We start from the raw sequence: 17,450 nt of genomic DNA, 5'->3' as shown, positions 1-17,450 counted from the left end.
GAGACCCAGCCATGAGTGAAGAGATTCTGATCAATATCACGCCGATGGAATCGCGCGTGGCGGTGGTAGAAAACGGTGTTTTGCAGGAAGTGCACGTCGAGCGCACCCAGAAGCGCGGGATCGTTGGCAATATCTATAAAGGTAAGGTTGTGCGGGTGTTGCCGGGCATGCAGGCAGCCTTTGTCGATATCGGCCTGGACCGTGCCGCATTTATCCATGCCTCGGAAATCTCCCTGCGCGAAGGCCCTGCGGTCGAGAGCATCAGCGCCCTGGTGCACGAAGGGCAGAGCCTGGTGGTGCAAGTCACCAAAGACCCGATTGGTTCCAAGGGCGCGCGCCTGACCACGCAATTGTCAATTCCTTCGCGTTACCTGGTGTACATGCCGCGCACCGCCCACGTCGGTATTTCCCTGAAAATCGAAGACGAAGGTGAGCGTGAGCGCCTGAAAAAGGTGGTCAGCGATTGCGTGGCGGCCGAAGGTATCAAAGAGGCGGGCGGCTTTATCCTGCGCACCGCCGCCGAAGGTGCCGGTGCCGATGAAATCCTCATGGACATCCGCTACCTGCGGCGCCTGTGGGACCAGATCGCAGCCCAGATCAAGACCGTCGGCGCGCCGAGTGTCATCTACGAAGACCTGGGCCTGGCCCTGCGAACCCTGCGTGATCTGGTCAGCCCGAAGATCGAGAAAATTCGCATCGACTCGCGGGAAACCTTCCAGCGCACCACGCAATTTGTCGCCGAACTGATGCCGGAAATCGCCGATCGCCTGGAACACTACCCCGGCGAACGGCCGATTTTCGACCTGTATGGCGTCGAGGACGAAATCCAGAAGGCCCTGGAACGCAAGGTGCCGCTCAAGTCCGGTGGCTACCTGGTGGTCGACCCGGCCGAAGCCATGAGCACCATTGACGTCAACACCGGCGCCTTCGTCGGCCATCGCAACCTTGAAGAAACCATCTTCAAGACCAACCTCGAAGCCGCCACCGCCATTGCCCGTCAACTGCGCCTGCGCAACCTGGGCGGGATCATCATCATCGACTTCATCGACATGGAAGATGAAGAACACCAGCGCCAGGTGTTGCGCACCCTTGAAAAGCAGCTGGAGCGCGATCACGCCAAGACCAACATCATCGGGATCACCGAGTTGGGCCTGGTACAGATGACCCGCAAGCGTACCCGTGAAAGCCTTGAGCAAGTGCTGTGCGAACCGTGCAGCAGTTGCCAGGGCCGCGGCAAGTTGAAGACCCCGGAAACGGTTTGCTACGAGATTTTCCGGGAAATTCTACGAGAGGCACGCGCTTACCAGGCCGAGGGTTATAGAGTCCTGGCCAATCAGAAGGTGGTTGATCGGTTGCTCGACGAAGAGTCGGGCAACGTTGCGGAACTGGAGGGCTTCATTGGCCGTACCATCCGTTTCCAGGTCGAAACCATGTATTCACAGGAACAATACGACGTGGTGCTGCTCTGATTCGCATCCGTCCTGTTCAACGAGACCGCCAGACCTTGATCTGCCGTCCGACTATTACCTTGAGGGTCGCCTGACATGGAGCGTCTACAACGCTTTTTTGCCGCACTGACCCGTTGGGGCCTTGGCCTGTGTGCATTGCTGTTGGTACTGGCGGCGGTCTACGTCAGCCTGGGCCGTGAATTGACGCCATTGGTGGCGGAGTACCGTGCCGAAGTCGAGGCCAAGGCGCAGGCGGCGGTCGACATGCCCCTGAGCATTGGCAGCCTGGAAGGGCGCTGGAGCGGCTTTGCCCCGGTCTTGCTGGCCCATGACGTGATGGTCGGCGAGGGCAGCAGTGCCTTGCGCCTGGACCAGGTGCAAGTGGTGCCCGATCTCTGGGCCAGCTTGCTGGCGTGGGATGTGCGCATTGCCCACTTGGAAGTCAGCGGATTGCAGCTCAGTGTCAAGGAGGACCAGGACGGCCGTTGGGCGCTGCAAGGCCTGCCTGTGCAGGACGACCAGCCCCTGGACCCGGAACGACTGCTCACGCGCATGCAAGCGGTGGCGAAGATTTCGCTGCTCGACAGCCAGGTCACTTTGCAACCGTTTGAACAAGCGCCGCTGACCTTGACCTATGTGGGCCTGAGCCTGCAAACCGGTGCCACCCGCCAACGCCTGGATGCACGCCTGACCTTGCCCGATGGGCAGCCGCTGGCCCTCAGCCTGCGCACGCGGATCCGCGCTAGCCAGTGGCGCGATGGTGAAGTCCAGGCCTACCTGAGCCTGCCCCAGAGCAATTGGGCGCAATGGATTCCGGCGAAGTTGACCCGGGACTGGAAACTCAATGAGCTGAAAGCCGGCGGCGAACTCTGGCTGACCTGGGCCGGCGGAACGCTGCAAAGCGCCGCCGCGCGGCTCAATGCGCCGCAAGTGAAGGTGCGGTATGCCCAGCGCAAACCCGTGAGCATCCACAACCTGGGCCTGACGGCCTACCTGCAACGCAGTGATCGCGGCCTTAAGGTGGTCTTCGACTCGCTGGCCATGAACCTGGGCGACACCCGTTGGGAGTCGCACCTGCAATTGCAGCAAACCCTGGCCACCGACAAGGCTCAGGAAACCTGGAACCTGCAGGCCGACCGCCTGGACCTGACGCCGATCACCCCCTTGCTCAACGCCCTGGCGCCATTGCCCGAGGGTTTTGCCAAGACCGTCGAAGCGTTGAAAGCCACGGGCGTGCTGCGCAATGTCCTGGTGGATTATCGTCCCCAGGAGACGGGCGATCAGCGCGTCAGCTTTGCCGCCAACCTCGAGCGGGTGGGCTTTGATGCGTATTTCGGCGCACCGGCGGCCCGCAATGTCTCCGGCAGCATCAGCGGCGACCTGGGCCAGGGCGAGCTGCGCATGGACAGCAAGGACTTTGCCTTGCACCTGTACCCGATTTTCGCCAAGCCCTGGCAGTACATCCAGGCCAACGCGCGCCTGACGTGGAGGCTGGATAAACAAGGCTTCACGCTGATCGCTCCGTATATCAAGGTGCTGGGGGAAGAGGGCAAGGTCGCGGCGGACTTCCTGATTCGCCTGCATTTCGATCATAGCCAGGAAGACTACATGGACCTGCGGGTCGGCATGGTCGAGGGCGATGGACGCTTTACTCCCAAATACCTACCGGCCGTGTTGAGCCCGGCCCTGGATGAATGGCTGCGTACGGCCATTCTCAAGGGCGCGGTCGATGAAGGCTTCTTCCAGTATCAAGGCTCGTTGAACCACGATGCGGTGATGGCGGCGCGCAATATCAGCCTGTTCTTCAAGGTGCATGACGCCGAGCTGGCGTTCCAGCCTGGCTGGCCCCATGTGAGCAAGGTGACCGGTGAAGTGTTTGTCGAAGAAACCGGTGTGCGCATCCTGGCCAGCAAGGGGCAATTGCTCGACACCAAGGTCAAGGATATCTACGTCAACATTCCCCATGCGCTTCCTGGCCATGACAGTCATCTGTTGCTGACGGGCGGGTTTGCCGGTGGGCTGGGTGACGGCCTGAAGATCCTGCAGGAAGCCCCCATCGGCACGGCGTCGACGTTTGCCGGCTGGAAAGGCGAGGGCGACCTGCAAGGTTCACTCGACCTGGACATCCCCCTGGCCAAAGGCACCGAGCCGAAAATCGTGGTGGACTTCAAGACTGACAAGGCGCACCTGCAACTGGCCGAGCCTACCCTGGACCTGAATCAGCTCAAGGGCGAATTCCGCTTCGACAGCACCAAGGGTCTGAGTGGCCAGAACATCAGTGCCCAGGCCTTTGACCGGCCGATCACGGCGCAGATTGCTGCTGGTGGCAAGCCGGGCAATCTCAGCACGCGGGTCACCGCCAAGGGCCAGGTGACGGTCAAGCGCCTCACCGACTGGCTGAAAGTCGGCCAGCCGCTGCCGGTGTCCGGGGATATCCCGTATCAACTGCAACTGGACCTGGACGGTGCCGACAGCCAGTTGCGGGTCAGTTCCAACCTCAAGGGCGTGGCGGTGGATTTGCCTGCTCCGTTTGGCATGTCCGCCGGTCAGGGCCGCGCCAGTGTGTTCCGCATGACCTTGCAGGGCGCAGAGCGACGCTACTGGTTTGATTACGGCGAGCTGGCGAACTTTACCTTTGCAGCCCCGGCGAACAACTTTGCCCAGGGCCGTGGCGAACTGTTCCTCGGGGATGGCGATGCCTTGCTGCCCGGTGGCAAGGGCCTGCGGATTCGCGGGGTGCTGTCGGAGCTGGATATAGATCCGTGGAAGAAACTGGTGGACCGCTACGCCGGCAATGATCCGAGTGGCAATGCCAAGCAACTGTTGAGCAGTGCCGATTTCAAGATCGGCAAGCTGACAGGCTTTGGTACTCAATTCGACCAGGTCAGCCTGCAACTGGAGCGCAAGCCCGCGGCCTGGGGGCTGCAGCTCGACAGCCAGCAAGCCAAGGGGGCTATTGGCCTGCCGGATGCCAAGGGCGCACCCATCGCCATCAATCTGCAATACGTGAAGCTACCGGCGGTTGACCCCACGGTACAGGCCGACGAGAACGCGCCTGATCCCCTGGCGAACATTGATCCCAAGGACATTCCGGCGCTGGATATTTCCATTGGCCAGTTGTTGCAGGGGCCCGACTTGATCGGTGCCTGGTCCTTGAAGGTGCGCCCGACGGCCAAGGGCATGGCCTTCAACAACCTCGACCTGGGCCTCAAGGGTATGCGGCTCAAGGGGGCCGGTGGCTGGGAAGGGGCGCCGGGCGCCAGCAGCAGTTGGTACAAGGGGCGCCTGGACGGCAAGAATATCGCCGATGTGCTTAAAGGCTGGGGCTTCGCGCCCACCGTGACCAGCCAGAGCTTCCATCTGGATGTTGATGGACGCTGGCCGGGTTCGCCTGCGTGGGTTGGGCCCAAGCGGTTTTCCGGGAGCCTGGATGCATCGTTCCGCAAGGGCCAGTTTGTCGAGGTCGAGGGCGGTGCCCAGGCGTTGCGGGTGTTTGGTCTGCTGAACTTCAACTCGATTGGCCGGCGTTTGCGCCTGGACTTCTCGGACTTGCTCGGCAAGGGCCTGAGCTACGATCGGGTCAAGGGCCTGCTGGCCGCCAGCAATGGTGTGTTTGTGACCCGTGAGCCGATTGTTCTCACCGGGCCGTCGAGCAACCTGGAGCTTAACGGCACGCTGGACCTGGTGGCTGACCGTGTCGATGCCAAGTTGCTGGTGACCCTGCCGGTGACCAACAACCTGCCGATCGCCGCGTTGATCGTGGGGGCACCGGCCATTGGCGGCGCACTGTTCCTGATCGACAAACTGATTGGCGATCGGGTCTCGCGTTTTGCCAGCGTCCAGTACAAGGTGGAAGGGCCATGGAAAGATCCAAAAATCACCTTCGACAAGCCATTTGAAAAACCGCAATAAGCCCCTGTGGAGTAGCATGGCCCCATGCTTTTTATGGAGTGTCGGCCCATGTCCTTTGCGGTAATCCAGATGGTCAGCCAGAGTGATGTTCTGGCCAACCTGGCCCAGGCCCGGCGGTTGCTGGAGCAGGCGGCGGCGGGGGGCGCGCAACTGGCAGTGCTGCCGGAAAACTTCGCCGCCATGGGCCGCCGTGACGTGGCCGCTATCGGCCACGCCGAAGCTGTGGGCGAGGGGCCGATCCTGCCGTGGTTGAAACTGGCCGCCCGTGACCTCAACTTATGGATAGTGGCCGGTACCTTGCCGTTGCCCCCGCTCGGGCAGCCCGACGCCAAGTCCAATGCGTGCTCGCTGTTGATCGACGCGCAGGGGCAGATTGTGGCGCGCTACGACAAGCTGCATCTGTTCGACGTGGACGTGGCGGATGCGCGCGGTCGTTATCGCGAATCTGACGACTATGCTTACGGTAACCAGGTAGTGGTGGCCGATACGCCGGTTGGGCGCCTGGGGCTGACGGTCTGTTATGACCTGCGCTTCCCCGAGTTGTACAGCGAATTGCGTGCGGCGGGGGCCGAATTGATTACTGCGCCTTCGGCCTTTACGGCGGTAACGGGGGCTGCGCACTGGGATGTGCTGATCCGGGCCCGGGCCATAGAAACCCAGTGCTATCTGCTGGCGGCCGCCCAGGGCGGTGTGCATCCGGGGCCACGGGAAACATTTGGCCATGGGGCAATTATCGACCCATGGGGGCGCGTACTGGCGCAACAAGATCAAGGCGAAGCGGTGTTGTTGGCCGAACGCGATAGCAGCGAACAAGCGTCGATACGGGCGCGCATGCCGGTGGCAGGCCACCGGCGCTTTTTCTCGCAGGGCGCACAGCGACCTGCTTCAGAACGATGAATTTAAGGCCGAACCTATGAGCGAGTTGTTGTCCTCAGTCAGTGAACACCTCCTGGCGCCCGGTGGCGTGACCATCGAAAGTCTGCAAACCGTACTGGGTGACCTGGCCGGGCCGGGTATTGATGCTGCAGACCTGTATTTCCAGGGGCAGATTTCCGAGTCATGGTCCCTGGAAGACGGGATCGTCAAGGACGGCAGCTTCAACCTTGACCAAGGGGTTGGCGTGCGCGCGCAGTCCGGTGAGAAGACCGGCTTTGCTTATAGCAATGCCATCACCCTCGAAGCCCTGGGCCTGGCCGCCCGCGCGGCGCGTTCGATTTCCCGCGCCGGGCAGCACGGCACCGTGCAGGCGTTCAGTACCCAGGACGTGGCCCAGTTGTACGGCCCGGATAATCCACTGGAAGTAATGACCCGTGCCGAAAAGGTCGAGTTGCTCAAGCGTGTGGATGCTGCAACCCGGGCCCTCGACCCGCGTATCCAGCAAGTGAGCGTGAGCATGGCCGGGGTCTGGGAGCGCATCCTGGTGGCGTCCACCGATGGCAGCCTGGCGGCCGATGTGCGCCCGCTGGTGCGCTTTAATGTCAGTGTGATCGTCGAGCAGAACGGGCGTCGCGAGCGCGGCGGCCACGGTGGCGGTGGGCGTACGGATTATCGCTATTTCCTCACCGACGACCGCGCCATGGGCTATGCCCGCGAGGCGTTGCGCCAGGCGCTGGTCAACCTGGAAGCCATTCCGGCGCCAGCGGGTACGCTGCCGGTGGTCCTGGGTTCGGGCTGGTCCGGGGTTTTGCTGCATGAAGCGGTGGGGCATGGCCTGGAAGGTGACTTCAACCGCAAGGGCAGCTCCGCCTACAGCGGGCGCATGGGCGAAATGGTCGCCTCCAAGCTCTGCACCATTGTCGACGACGGTACATTAGCCGGTCGCCGTGGTTCCCTGAGCGTCGACGACGAAGGTACGCCGACCGAGTGCACCACGTTGATCGAAAATGGCGTGCTCAAGGGCTATATGCAAGACAAGCTCAACGCGCGCCTGATGGGCGTGGCGCGTACCGGCAACGGCCGTCGCGAGTCCTACGCGCATTTGCCGATGCCGCGCATGACCAACACCTACATGCTCGCGGGCGAAAGCGACCCGGCAGAGATCATTGCCTCGGTGAAGCGTGGGATCTATTGCGCCAATCTTGGTGGCGGCCAGGTGGATATCACCAGCGGCAAGTTCGTGTTCTCCACCAGCGAAGCCTATCTGATCGAAGACGGCAAGATCACCGCGCCGGTCAAGGGTGCAACCCTGATTGGCAACGGCCCGGAAGCCATGAGCAAGGTGTCGATGGTCGGTAACGACCTGGCGCTGGACAGCGGTGTGGGGATGTGTGGCAAGGATGGGCAGTCGGTGCCGGTGGGTGTCGGCCAGCCAACCCTGAAAATTGATGCGATCACCGTGGGTGGTACGGGGTCGTAAGGCGTGGAGCTTCGGGTGGCGAAGACCGCCACCCGGGGAAGAGGATCAGCGCAGGCCGCGTTGAGTCTCGTCCAGCTCACGGATGTACTTGAAGATTTTACGGCTGGTGGCCGGCGCCTTGTTCTGTGCCAGTTCGTGCTGGGCCTGACGGATCAGGGAGCGCAGTTGCTGGCGGTCGGCGTCCGGATAGTCCAGGACGAACTTCTCCAATACAGCGTCGTCACCGCCGATCAGGCGGTCACGCCAACGTTCCAGGTTATGGAAACGTTCGTTGTATTGGCGGGTGGAAGCATCGAGTTGATCGAGCAAAGTCAGAATGGCGTCAGTGTCCTGGTCGCGCATCAGCTTGCCGATAAACATGATGTGCCGTTTACGCGCGATATTCGCGGTGTGCTTGGGTGCATCCGCCAAGGCCCGGCGCATTTCGTCGGTCAGTGGCAGTTTGGCAATCAAGTCCGGCTTGAGTGTTGTAAGGCGCTCGCCGAGATCAACCAGAGCATGCAGCTCGCGTTTGACCTGGGTTTTGCTTTTCTCCCCATCGAGGGAGTCGTCGTAAGAATCAACCATGGTGGCAGTCCGCAAAGAAACGCCGCCATGATAACCAGTCGGGGGCCGCTTGTCCGGCCCGGTCGCTCGATGGCCTTAACCGAAAGCAGAATTTGAGTGGAGAGAACCATGAGTGCAGCCCAAAGCGTCGGTCCACAAGCGTTACCGGCACTGCAGGAACAAGTTGAGCAGATCATCGCCGAGGCCAAGCGCCAGGGCGCCAGTGCCTGTGAAGTGGCGGTGTCGCTGGAGCAGGGCCTGTCGACTTCGGTACGCCAGCGGGAAGTGGAAACCGTTGAGTTCAACCGCGACCAGGGTTTTGGCATCACCTTGTATGTGGGGCAGCGCAAAGGCTCGGCCAGCACTTCGGCCAGCGGCCCGGAAGCGATTCGCGAGACGGTTGCCGCCGCACTGGCGATTGCCAAGCACACCTCCGAAGACGAGGCCTCGGGTTTGGCGGATGCGGCCTTGATGGCGCGGGATCTCAAGGATTTCGACCTGTTTCACGCCTGGGATATCACTCCCGAGCAGGCCATCGAAAAGGCCCTGGCCTGCGAAGCCGCGGCGTTTGATGCCGACAGCCGGATCAAGAATGCCGATGGCACCACCCTGAGCACCCACCAGGGTTGCCGGGTGTATGGCAACAGCCACGGGTTTATCGGCGGCTATGCGTCGACGCGCCATAGCTTGAGCTGCGTGATGATCGCCGAGGCCGATGGCCAGATGCAGCGTGACTACTGGTATGACGTGAGTCGCCAGGGTGAGCTGTTGGCGGACCCGGTGAGCATCGGCCAGCGCGCCGCGCAACGGGCGGCGAGCCGCCTGGGTGCGCGCCCGGTGCCGACGTGCGAAGTGCCGGTGTTGTTTTCGGCGGAACTGGCGGGTGGTCTGTTCGGCAGCTTTCTCGGGGCGATTTCCGGGGGTAATCTGTACCGCAAATCGTCGTTCCTTGAAGGCGCGCTGGGGCAGAAGCTGTTTCCTGAGTGGCTGACCCTGGACGAACGCCCGCACCTGATGCGCGCCATGGGCAGCTCGGCCTTTGATGGCGACGGCCTGGCAACCTACGCCAAGCCGTTTGTCGAGAACGGTGAGCTGGTGTCCTACGTGCTTGGCACCTACGCCGGGCGCAAGCTCGGTCTGCCGAGTACCGCCAACTCCGGTGGGGTTCACAACCTGTTCGTGACCCATGGTGACGAAGACCAGGCGGCGCTCCTGCGGCGCATGGGCCGTGGTTTGCTGGTGACCGAGCTGATGGGGCATGGCTTGAACATGGTGACGGGCGATTATTCCCGAGGCGCGGCGGGGTTCTGGGTGGAGAATGGCGAAATCCAGTTCGCGGTCCAGGAAGTGACCATCGCCGGCAATATGCGCGACATGTTCAAGCAGATCGTCGCCGTGGGTAACGATCTGGAATTGCGCAGCAATATCCGCACCGGCTCGGTGCTGATCGAACGCATGACCGTCGCCGGCAGCTAAGCCGCAACCCGTTACACAATAGCGCCACCCCCAGGGTGGCGCTTTTTTTTGCCTGGAATATCACAAGGCCGACAAAGGTATCGGTTCAATAGCTTGTTTTGATTCTCAATATCATTTAATAATAAATATCATTATCGAGTGAGCATGGGTCATGAGTTCTGTCCTGCACGAGGATCCCTACCTGGAAAGCTGGCGCTGGATGAGTCGTCAGATTCGCTGCGGGCTCAACCCTGACGAGCCGCGCCTGATCGAACACTACCTCAGCGAAGGCCGCTATCTGGCCTGTTGCACGGCCACGCACCCGTGGACCATCGCCGAAACCTCGTTCCGCCTGCTGCTCGACACTGCCACCGATATCGCCTTGCCCTGGCATTGGCGCTCCACATGCCTGGACCAGGCCTGGCGCCCGCTGCGCGACCTGGAAAACCTGTCTCACTGTGCCTGCCGCCTCAAGCGCTGGCAGACCTTTGCCTGGCAATTGGCGACTTGCGAACTGCAACCTTCGATTTCTCACTCCGACTTGGTGCAAGGATCTTCCGATGAGTAACACCCGTATCGAACGCGACAGCATGGGCGAACTACAGGTACCGGCCGACGCGTTGTATGGCGCGCAAACCCAGCGTGCGGTGGATAACTTCCCGATCAGCCGCCAGCGCATGCCGACCCAGTTCATCCGCGCCCTGATCCTGGCCAAGGCCGCCGCCGCCAAGGCCAACGTCGATCTCAAGCAGATCAGCGCAAGCCAGGGCAAAGCCATCGTCGACGCCGCCCAAGGCTTGCTGGAAGGCGACTTCATGCAGCACTTCCCAGTGGATATTTTCCAGACCGGCTCCGGCACCAGCTCCAACATGAACGCCAACGAAGTGATTGCGACCCTGGCCAGCCGCCTGCTGGGCGAGCCGGTCAACCCCAATGACCACGTCAATTGCGGGCAAAGCAGCAACGACATCATCCCGACCACCATTCATGTCAGCGCCGCGCTGGTGCTGCATGAACAGACGTTGCCGGCGTTGCTGCATCTGGTTGCGGTGATCGAGCGCAAGGCGGTGGAAGTTCATCCGTTCATCAAGACCGGGCGTACTCACCTGATGGACGCCATGCCGGTACGCATGAGCCAGGTGCTTGAAGGATGGGCACAGCAACTCAAGGCCAATATCGCGCACTTGCAGGGCTTACTGCCAAGCCTGCAGGCCCTGGCTCAGGGCGGTACGGCCGTTGGCACCGGGATCAACGCGCATCCTGAGTTTGCTGCGCGTTTCAGTCAGCAGTTGAGCAGCCTGACCCAGGTGCAGTTCACTCCGGGCAAGAACCTGTTTGCTCTGATCGGCTCCCAGGACACCGCCGTTGCCGTCTCCGGCCAACTCAAAGCGATTGCCGTGTCGCTGATGAAAATCGCCAACGACTTGCGCTGGATGAACTCCGGCCCCCTTGCCGGTCTCGGTGAAATCGAACTCGAAGGTCTGCAGCCGGGCTCGTCGATCATGCCGGGCAAGGTCAACCCGGTGATTCCAGAGGCTACGGCCATGGTCGCGGCCCAGGTGATCGGCAATGACAGCGTAATCACCATCGCCGGTCAGTCCGGCAACTTCGAACTCAACGTGATGCTGCCGATCATCGCCCAGAACCTGCTCAGCAGCCTGGAACTGTTGGCCAACTCCAGCCGTCTGCTGGCAGACAAGGCCATCGCCAGCTTCAAGGTCAACGAACCCAAGCTCAAGGAAGCGCTGTCGCGTAACCCGATCCTGGTTACCGCACTCAACCCGATCATTGGTTACCAAAAGGCCGCTGAAATCGCCAAGAAAGCCTATCAACAAGGCCGGCCGGTGATTGATGTGGCGCTTGAGCACACCGACTTGCCCCGCAGCCAACTGGAAATCCTCCTGGATCCGGAAAAGCTCACGGCGGGTGGCGTGTAATCACCGACCCTGCTTTGGAGGCTCACCATGGAGCATTGGAAACGCACGATCGAACGGGCCAATCACTGCTTTATGCAGGGCGAACTGGTGGATGCCCGCGAGCATTACCTGCAAGCCCTGGCCCTGGCCCAAGTGTTGTTCGAGCGCTGGGGTGATGCCGACGAAGCCGTAGCCGCTTGCGTCATTTCCCATCACAACCTGGCGGACCTGCACCTGCGCCTGAACCAGCCGGAAGAAAGCGCGGAATACCTCTGCGCCATTCACCAGCGCTTGCTGCAGACCATGCAGGACACCCGGCTGCCTCAGCCACTGCGCGAGGCGGCCTTGCGCCAGAGCAGCAAGACCTACGTCGAACTGTTGAATTTCATCAGCGATCACGGCGAATACCCCCGTACCCATCGCTTGCTAGGCAGCCATACGGCGTCGACGGATGCGCCGACCCGCAACAGCCCTTTTTATGGAGCACATTGATATGTCCTACACCTTGCCTGCCTTGCCTTACGCCTACGATGCCCTGGAGCCGCATATCGATGCGCAAACCATGGAAATCCACTACACCAAACACCACCAGACCTACATCAATAACCTCAATGCGGCGGTCGAAGGTACTGAGTTTGCTGGCTGGCCCATCGAGAAACTGGTCTCCAGCGTCCAGCAACTGCCGGAAAAGCTGCGCGCAGCGGTGATTAACCAGGGGGGCGGGCATGCCAACCACTCATTGTTCTGGGCAGTCATGTCGCCCAAGGGCGGCGGCAAGCCCGAAGGTGCCCTGGGCCAGGCGATTGATGAGCAGTTGGGGGGCTTTGACGCCTTCAAGGAGGCCTTTACCAAAGCTGCGCTGACCCGCTTCGGCAGTGGCTGGGCCTGGTTGAGCGTGACCCCGCAAAAGACCCTGGTAGTCGAGAGCAGTGGCAACCAGGACAGCCCGTTGATGAATGGCAATACGCCGATCCTCGGTCTGGACGTGTGGGAACACGCCTACTACCTGCTTTATCAGAACCGCCGTCCTGAATACATCAACGCCTTCTACAGTGTTATCAACTGGCCGGAAGTCGCTGAGCGCTACCAGGCGGCCCTCGCTTAATGACCTTTCATAACAAGACTTAAGGCCGACTATGGGCACTGAAACACTGGCGATCAGCAGCGTACGAATGTTTCGTTATGCGTTTGGCTCGCTGCTGCTGTTGGCGGGAATGGCATTGCTGGTGGCCCACGGGCTGGCCTGGCTGAACCTGGAGCCGCGGATCCTGCGCGCACTGCAAGGTGGCGCAATCTGCGCCCTGGGTACGGCGCTGGGGGCGGTGCCGGTGCTGGTGATCCGGCGGATGCCGTTAGCGGTCAGCGATACGTTGCTGGGCTTCGGTGCTGGCGTGATGCTCGCGGCGACCGCGTTTTCGCTGGTCGTGCCAGGGATCGCCGCCGCCGAAAACCTGGGGTTCACTCCCTGGGCGTCCAGCGGCCTGGTCAGCTTCGGCATCATGCTCGGTGCCTTCGGCCTGTTTCTGGTGGACCGCAAGGTCTCCGGTGCCAGCCCGGAGATGCTGGTCGGTACGCCCGATAAACCGGTGATCCCGCCGCGTATCTGGCTGTTTGTGTTCGCGATCATTGCCCACAATATTCCCGAAGGCATGGCGGTAGGCGTCTCGGCGGGTGGCGGTATGCCCGATGCCGACAGCCTGGCCATGGGCATTGCCTTGCAGGATGTGCCGGAAGGGCTGGTGATTGCGCTGGTGCTGGCAGGGGCGGGGATGTCGCGGGTCAAGGCATTCCTGATTGGGGCGGCATCCGGCCTGGTAGAGCCGGTGTTTGCCGTGCTCTGTGCCTGGCTGGTCAGCCTGGCCGAGATGCTGCTGCCTCTGGGTTTGGCCCTTGCGGCCGGGGCGATGTTATTGGTGGTGACTCACGAAGTAATCCCCGAGTCGCGACGCAATGGCCATGACAAACTTGCCAGCCTGGGGTTGTGCATCGGGTTTTGTCTGATGATGGCCATGGATACAGCGCTGGGCTGATGCCTAACGCAAAAAGCAATGTGGCAGCTGGCTAGTGTGGGAGCTGGCTTGCTTGCGATGCAGACACCTCGGCATAAAAAATGTGGGAGCGGGCTTGCCCGCGATAGCGGTGTATCAGTCAAGTATGTATCGACTGACTCCCAGCTATCGCGGGCAAGCCCCACTCCCACATTGATTTGTGCTGCATTCAGGAAAGAAGGGCTATTCGCCTTCATCGAAGTAGTTGTTGATCAACTTCACCAGCGCATCCAGCGCTTCCTGTTCCTGCTCACCTTCGGTCTTCAGATGAATCGTCGTGCCCTTGCCTGCGGCAAGCATCATCATGGCCATGATGCTTTTGCCATCGACCATGGACTCTGGCGTACGCCCGGCACGCACCTGGCAAGGAAACTGGCCCGCAACTCCGACGAACTTGGCCGACGCGCGGGCATGCAAGCCCAGTTTGTTGATGATTTCAATTTTCCAGAGCGGGCATCGCGAAGGTGTTCCTTTCAGCTGAGGTCGCGGTGGCGAACCTGGACATTCTTGAGGGTTTGCTGCAAGACCTGGCCCAGGCGCTCGGTCAGGTAGACGGAGCGGTGATGCCCGCCGGTACAGCCGATAGCGATGGTGACATAGGCCCGGTTGCTGGCCGCAAAGCGCGGTAGCCACTTGAGCAGGTAGCTGGAGATGTCCTGGAACATCTCCTCGACATCCGGTTGCGCCGCCAGGTAATCGGCAACCGGTTGGTCCAGCCCGGACTGGTCGCGCAGTTCCGGCTTCCAGTAAGGATTGGGCAGGCAACGCACGTCAAATACCAGGTCGGCGTCTATCGGCATGCCCCGCTTGAAGCCAAAGGACTCAACAAGGAACGCGGTGCCGGGTTCCGGCTGGTTCAGCAGGCGCAGCTTGATGGCGTCACGCAGTTGGTAAAGGTTCAGGCTGGTGGTGTTGATCTTGAGGTCGGCCAGGTCAATGATCGGCCCCAGCAGCTTGGTCTCGTCCTCGATGGCTTCGGCCAGCGAGCGGTGCGGGCTGCTCAGTGGGTGGCGGCGACGGGTTTCCGAAAAGCGCTTGAGCAGCGTTTCTTCGTCGGCATCCAGGTACAGCACGTCGCAATGGATATGCTTGGCGCGTACCTCTTCGAGCAATTCCGGGAAACGCGTGAGGTGGCTGGGCAGGTTGCGTGCGTCAATGGACACGGCCACCAGCGGTTGTGCCAGCTCGGTATGGATCAGCGCACGTTCTGCCAGCTCGGGCAGCAGGCCGGCCGGCAAGTTGTCTATGCAATAGAAACCGCTGTCCTCAAGCACATTGAGGGCCGTACTTTTACCTGAGCCGGAACGCCCGCTGACGATGATCAAACGCATGATTACTGCCCGCTTTGTTCATCCAGGACAACCTGATACAGCGCTTCATTGGTGCTGGCGCTACGCAGTTTCTTACGTACTTCGTCACGGTCAAGCATGCTGGCGATCTGCCGGAGCAGTTCCAGGTGTGCATCGGTGGCCGCTTCCGGGACCAGCAGGACGAACAGCAGGTCAACCGGGGCGCCGTCGATAGCGTCGAAATCAGTGGGGGCGTCCAGGTGCAACAGGGCGCTCACCGGTGTTTCACAGCCTTTTAGGCGGCAATGAGGAATAGCGATGCCGTTGCCAAAACCGGTCGAACCGAGTTTTTCACGGGCAATCAGAGCCTCGTATACATCTTGCATCACCAGCTCAGGCACTTCGCGGCTGATCAGGTTGGCAATCTGTTCGAGGGCTTTCTTTTTACTGCCACCCGGCGCGTTCACGAGTGAACGGCCGGGGGTCAGGATGGTTTCAAGTCGAATCATGGGTGGGGAGTGTTAGCGGCCTGTGCCTTGAAGAAGGCTCTGCTGCTTTTCCTTATGCTTTTTGATTTGGCGATCCAGCTTGTCGGTCAGGTCGTCAATGGCGGCATACATGTCTGAATGCTCTGCATTGGCGACTACTTCCCCGCCGGGTATACGCAAGGTGGCTTCGATTTTCTGCTTCAGCTTTTCGACAGACATGATGACTTGCACATTGGTGATCTTGTCGAAATGCCCCTCAATTCGTTTGAGTTTCTCGCTGATGTAGGCGCGCAGCGGTTCGGTCACTTCCAGTTGGTGTCCACTGATGTTGACTTGCATACAGCTTCTCCTTCGTTGCCAGTGCATAAAGCGGCGGGTAGGAGTACCCGCCACTGGAACGCTATGGCCCGCCCGTCACATCAATCGCTTACGCTCGCTGGAAGGCGCGATCCCAAGGGACTCGCGGTACTTGGCGACGGTTCGACGGGCGACCTGAATGCCTTGTGCCTCCAGTAAACCAGCGATCTTGCTGTCACTCAACGGCTTTTTCTGATTTTCCGCCGCAACCAGTTTTTTGATGATCGCGCGGATCGCCGTGGACGAGCATTCACCGCCTTCGGAGGTGCTGACGTGGCTGGAGAAAAAGTATTTCAGCTCATATATACCCCGTGGGGTATGCATGAATTTTTGGGTGGTGACCCGGGAAATGGTCGATTCGTGCATGCCCACTGCTTCGGCAATGTCATGCAGCACCAACGGTTTCATCGCCTCGTCGCCATATTCCAGGAAGCCGCGCTGATGCTCGACGATCTGGGTGGCCACTTTCATCAGGGTCTCGTTGCGGCTTTGCAGGCTCTTGATGAACCAGCGAGCCTCCTGCAACTGATTGCGCATGAAGGTGTTGTCGGCGCTGGTGTCGGCCCGGCGTACAAAACCTGCGTATTGCGGGTTGACCCGCAGGCGCGGCACTGATTCCTGGTTCAGCTCCACCAGCCAGCGCTCGTTGTCCTTGCGCACGATCACGTCGGGGACGACATACTCGGCTTCGCTGGACTCGATCTGCGAGCCGGGACGCGGGTTGAGGCTCTGTACCAGTTCGATGATCTGGCGCAGGTCATCTTCCTTGAGTTTCATCCGACGCATCAGCTGGCTGTAGTCGCGGCTGCCCAGCAGGTCGATATAGTCGGTGACCAGGCGTTGGGCTTCGGCCAGCCACGGTGTCTTGGCGGGCAGTTGGCGCAGTTGCAGCAACAGGCACTCGCTGAGGTTGCGCGCGCCGATGCCGGCGGGCTCGAACTGCTGGATGCGGTGCAGGACCGCCTCGATTTCGTCCAGCTCGATGTCCAGTTCCGGGTCGAAAGCCTCGAGGATTTCTTCGAGGGTCTCGTCCAGGTAGCCCTGATTGTTGATGCAGTCGATCAGGGTCACCGCGATCAAGCGATCGGTGTCGGACATCGGGGCAAGGTTCAGTTGCCACAGCAAGTGGCTCTGCAGGCTTTCGCCGACGGAGGTGCGGGTGGTGAAGTCCCACTCGTCATCGTCGTTGCTGGGCAGGCTGCTGGCGCTGGTCTGGTAGACATCTTCCCAGGCCGTATCCACCGGCAGTTCATTGGGAATGCGTTCGTTCCATTCGCCTTCTTCCAGGTTATCCACCGTGGGTGCGGTTTCCTGGTAGGAGGGTTCCTGGACGTCGGGATTGGGTTTTTGCTCTATGTTGTCGGCCAGTGGGTCGGCATTATCGAAGTCGTCGCCTTCTTCCTGGCGTTCGAGCATCGGGTTGGACTCCAGGGCCTCCTGGATTTCCTGTTGCAGGTCCAGGGTCGACAATTGGAGCAGGCGGATGGCCTGTTGCAGCTGCGGTGTCATCGTCAGCTGCTGGCCCATTCTCAGGACTAGCGATGGTTTCATGGCAGGGGCTTAACACCTTATTCGCCGGCGCAATGCGCCATCCACGACAGGGCGCGTGAGCGCCAAACATAAGCAAATTATATG

Annotated in this window: 16 protein-coding genes; 10 read left to right on the top strand and 6 right to left on the bottom strand. The window is 60.9% G+C overall.

What is annotated here, in order from left to right; translation table 11 throughout:
* The first annotated feature begins 11 nt into the window (after positions 1-11).
* The 4 genes from rng to tldD all read left to right on the top strand — a co-directional run bounded on the left by rng (position 12) and on the right by tldD (position 7,716).
* Positions 12-1,469, top strand: a complete 1,458-nt coding sequence (rng, locus tag PSH80_RS22330) for a ribonuclease G (protein ID WP_115128995.1) — start codon at positions 12-14, stop codon at positions 1,467-1,469.
* Between the two features lie 75 nt (positions 1,470-1,544).
* The gene (locus tag PSH80_RS22325) at positions 1,545-5,360 is read left to right on the top strand and encodes a YhdP family protein (protein WP_305418339.1); all 3,816 of its coding nucleotides are present in this window, start codon (positions 1,545-1,547) and stop codon (positions 5,358-5,360) included.
* Positions 5,361-5,408: 48 nt separating this feature from the next.
* Positions 5,409-6,257, top strand: a complete 849-nt coding sequence (locus tag PSH80_RS22320) for a carbon-nitrogen hydrolase family protein (protein WP_057958455.1) — start codon at positions 5,409-5,411, stop codon at positions 6,255-6,257.
* A gap of 16 nt (positions 6,258-6,273) precedes the next feature.
* The gene (gene tldD, locus PSH80_RS22315; protein WP_057958456.1) at positions 6,274-7,716 is read left to right on the top strand and encodes a metalloprotease TldD; all 1,443 of its coding nucleotides are present in this window, start codon (positions 6,274-6,276) and stop codon (positions 7,714-7,716) included.
* 45 nt (positions 7,717-7,761) lie between these two features.
* On the opposite strand, the gene yjgA is transcribed toward tldD, so the two are convergent.
* Entirely contained in the window at positions 7,762-8,283 is a 522-nt protein-coding gene (yjgA, locus tag PSH80_RS22310; protein WP_029291815.1) for a ribosome biogenesis factor YjgA, read from the bottom strand.
* 108 nt (positions 8,284-8,391) lie between these two features.
* On the opposite strand from yjgA, the gene pmbA reads away from it, so the two are divergent.
* From pmbA to PSH80_RS22280, 6 genes are all read left to right on the top strand, one after another.
* Positions 8,392-9,738: a metalloprotease PmbA gene (gene pmbA, locus PSH80_RS22305; RefSeq protein ID WP_057958457.1), complete on the top strand. Its 1,347-nt coding sequence runs from the start codon at positions 8,392-8,394 to the stop codon at positions 9,736-9,738.
* A gap of 151 nt (positions 9,739-9,889) precedes the next feature.
* Positions 9,890-10,285, top strand: a complete 396-nt coding sequence (locus tag PSH80_RS22300; RefSeq protein ID WP_057438105.1) for a hypothetical protein — start codon at positions 9,890-9,892, stop codon at positions 10,283-10,285.
* On the top strand, positions 10,278-11,654 hold the full coding sequence (locus PSH80_RS22295) for a lyase family protein (protein WP_120734140.1): 1,377 nt from the start codon (positions 10,278-10,280) through the stop codon (positions 11,652-11,654). The genes PSH80_RS22300 and PSH80_RS22295 overlap by 8 nt, the downstream gene beginning before the upstream one ends.
* A 27-nt stretch (positions 11,655-11,681) precedes the next feature.
* On the top strand, positions 11,682-12,125 hold the full coding sequence (locus PSH80_RS22290) for a hypothetical protein (RefSeq protein WP_057958459.1): 444 nt from the start codon (positions 11,682-11,684) through the stop codon (positions 12,123-12,125).
* A 1-nt stretch (position 12,126) separates the two neighbouring features.
* Positions 12,127-12,738, top strand: coding sequence for a superoxide dismutase (locus PSH80_RS22285; protein ID WP_057958460.1), 612 nt, complete (start codon positions 12,127-12,129; stop codon positions 12,736-12,738).
* Between the two features lie 31 nt (positions 12,739-12,769).
* Positions 12,770-13,663 (top strand): ZIP family metal transporter, encoded by an 894-nt coding sequence (locus PSH80_RS22280; RefSeq protein ID WP_200659094.1) that lies wholly within the window; start codon positions 12,770-12,772, stop codon positions 13,661-13,663.
* A gap of 201 nt (positions 13,664-13,864) precedes the next feature.
* Here PSH80_RS22280 and PSH80_RS22275 read toward each other — a convergent pair whose 3' ends face one another.
* From PSH80_RS22275 to PSH80_RS22255, 5 genes are all read right to left on the bottom strand, one after another.
* Positions 13,865-14,158, bottom strand: a complete 294-nt coding sequence (locus PSH80_RS22275) for an HPr family phosphocarrier protein (protein ID WP_305420646.1) — start codon at positions 14,156-14,158, stop codon at positions 13,865-13,867.
* Entirely contained in the window at positions 14,155-15,012 is an 858-nt protein-coding gene (gene rapZ / locus PSH80_RS22270; RefSeq protein WP_057958462.1) for an RNase adapter RapZ, read from the bottom strand. The genes PSH80_RS22275 and rapZ overlap by 4 nt, the downstream gene beginning before the upstream one ends.
* A gap of 2 nt (positions 15,013-15,014) precedes the next feature.
* Complete coding sequence (gene ptsN, locus PSH80_RS22265; protein WP_057958463.1) at positions 15,015-15,479, bottom strand: PTS IIA-like nitrogen regulatory protein PtsN; 465 nt, start codon at positions 15,477-15,479, stop codon at positions 15,015-15,017.
* Between the two features lie 12 nt (positions 15,480-15,491).
* Positions 15,492-15,797: a ribosome hibernation-promoting factor, HPF/YfiA family gene (hpf, locus tag PSH80_RS22260; RefSeq protein ID WP_032860085.1), complete on the bottom strand. Its 306-nt coding sequence runs from the start codon at positions 15,795-15,797 to the stop codon at positions 15,492-15,494.
* Positions 15,798-15,872: 75 nt separating this feature from the next.
* Positions 15,873-17,366 carry an RNA polymerase factor sigma-54 gene (locus tag PSH80_RS22255; protein WP_057445159.1) on the bottom strand — a complete coding sequence of 498 codons (1,494 nt, stop codon included), beginning with the start codon at positions 17,364-17,366 and terminating at the stop codon, positions 15,873-15,875.
* Between the last annotated feature and the right edge of the window lie 84 nt (positions 17,367-17,450).

Source organism: Pseudomonas sp. FP818 (genome assembly GCF_030687335.1).
In the GTDB taxonomy this organism is placed as follows: domain Bacteria; phylum Pseudomonadota; class Gammaproteobacteria; order Pseudomonadales; family Pseudomonadaceae; genus Aquipseudomonas; species Aquipseudomonas shahriarae.
This window is presented reverse-complemented; position numbering and strand designations above follow the sequence as displayed.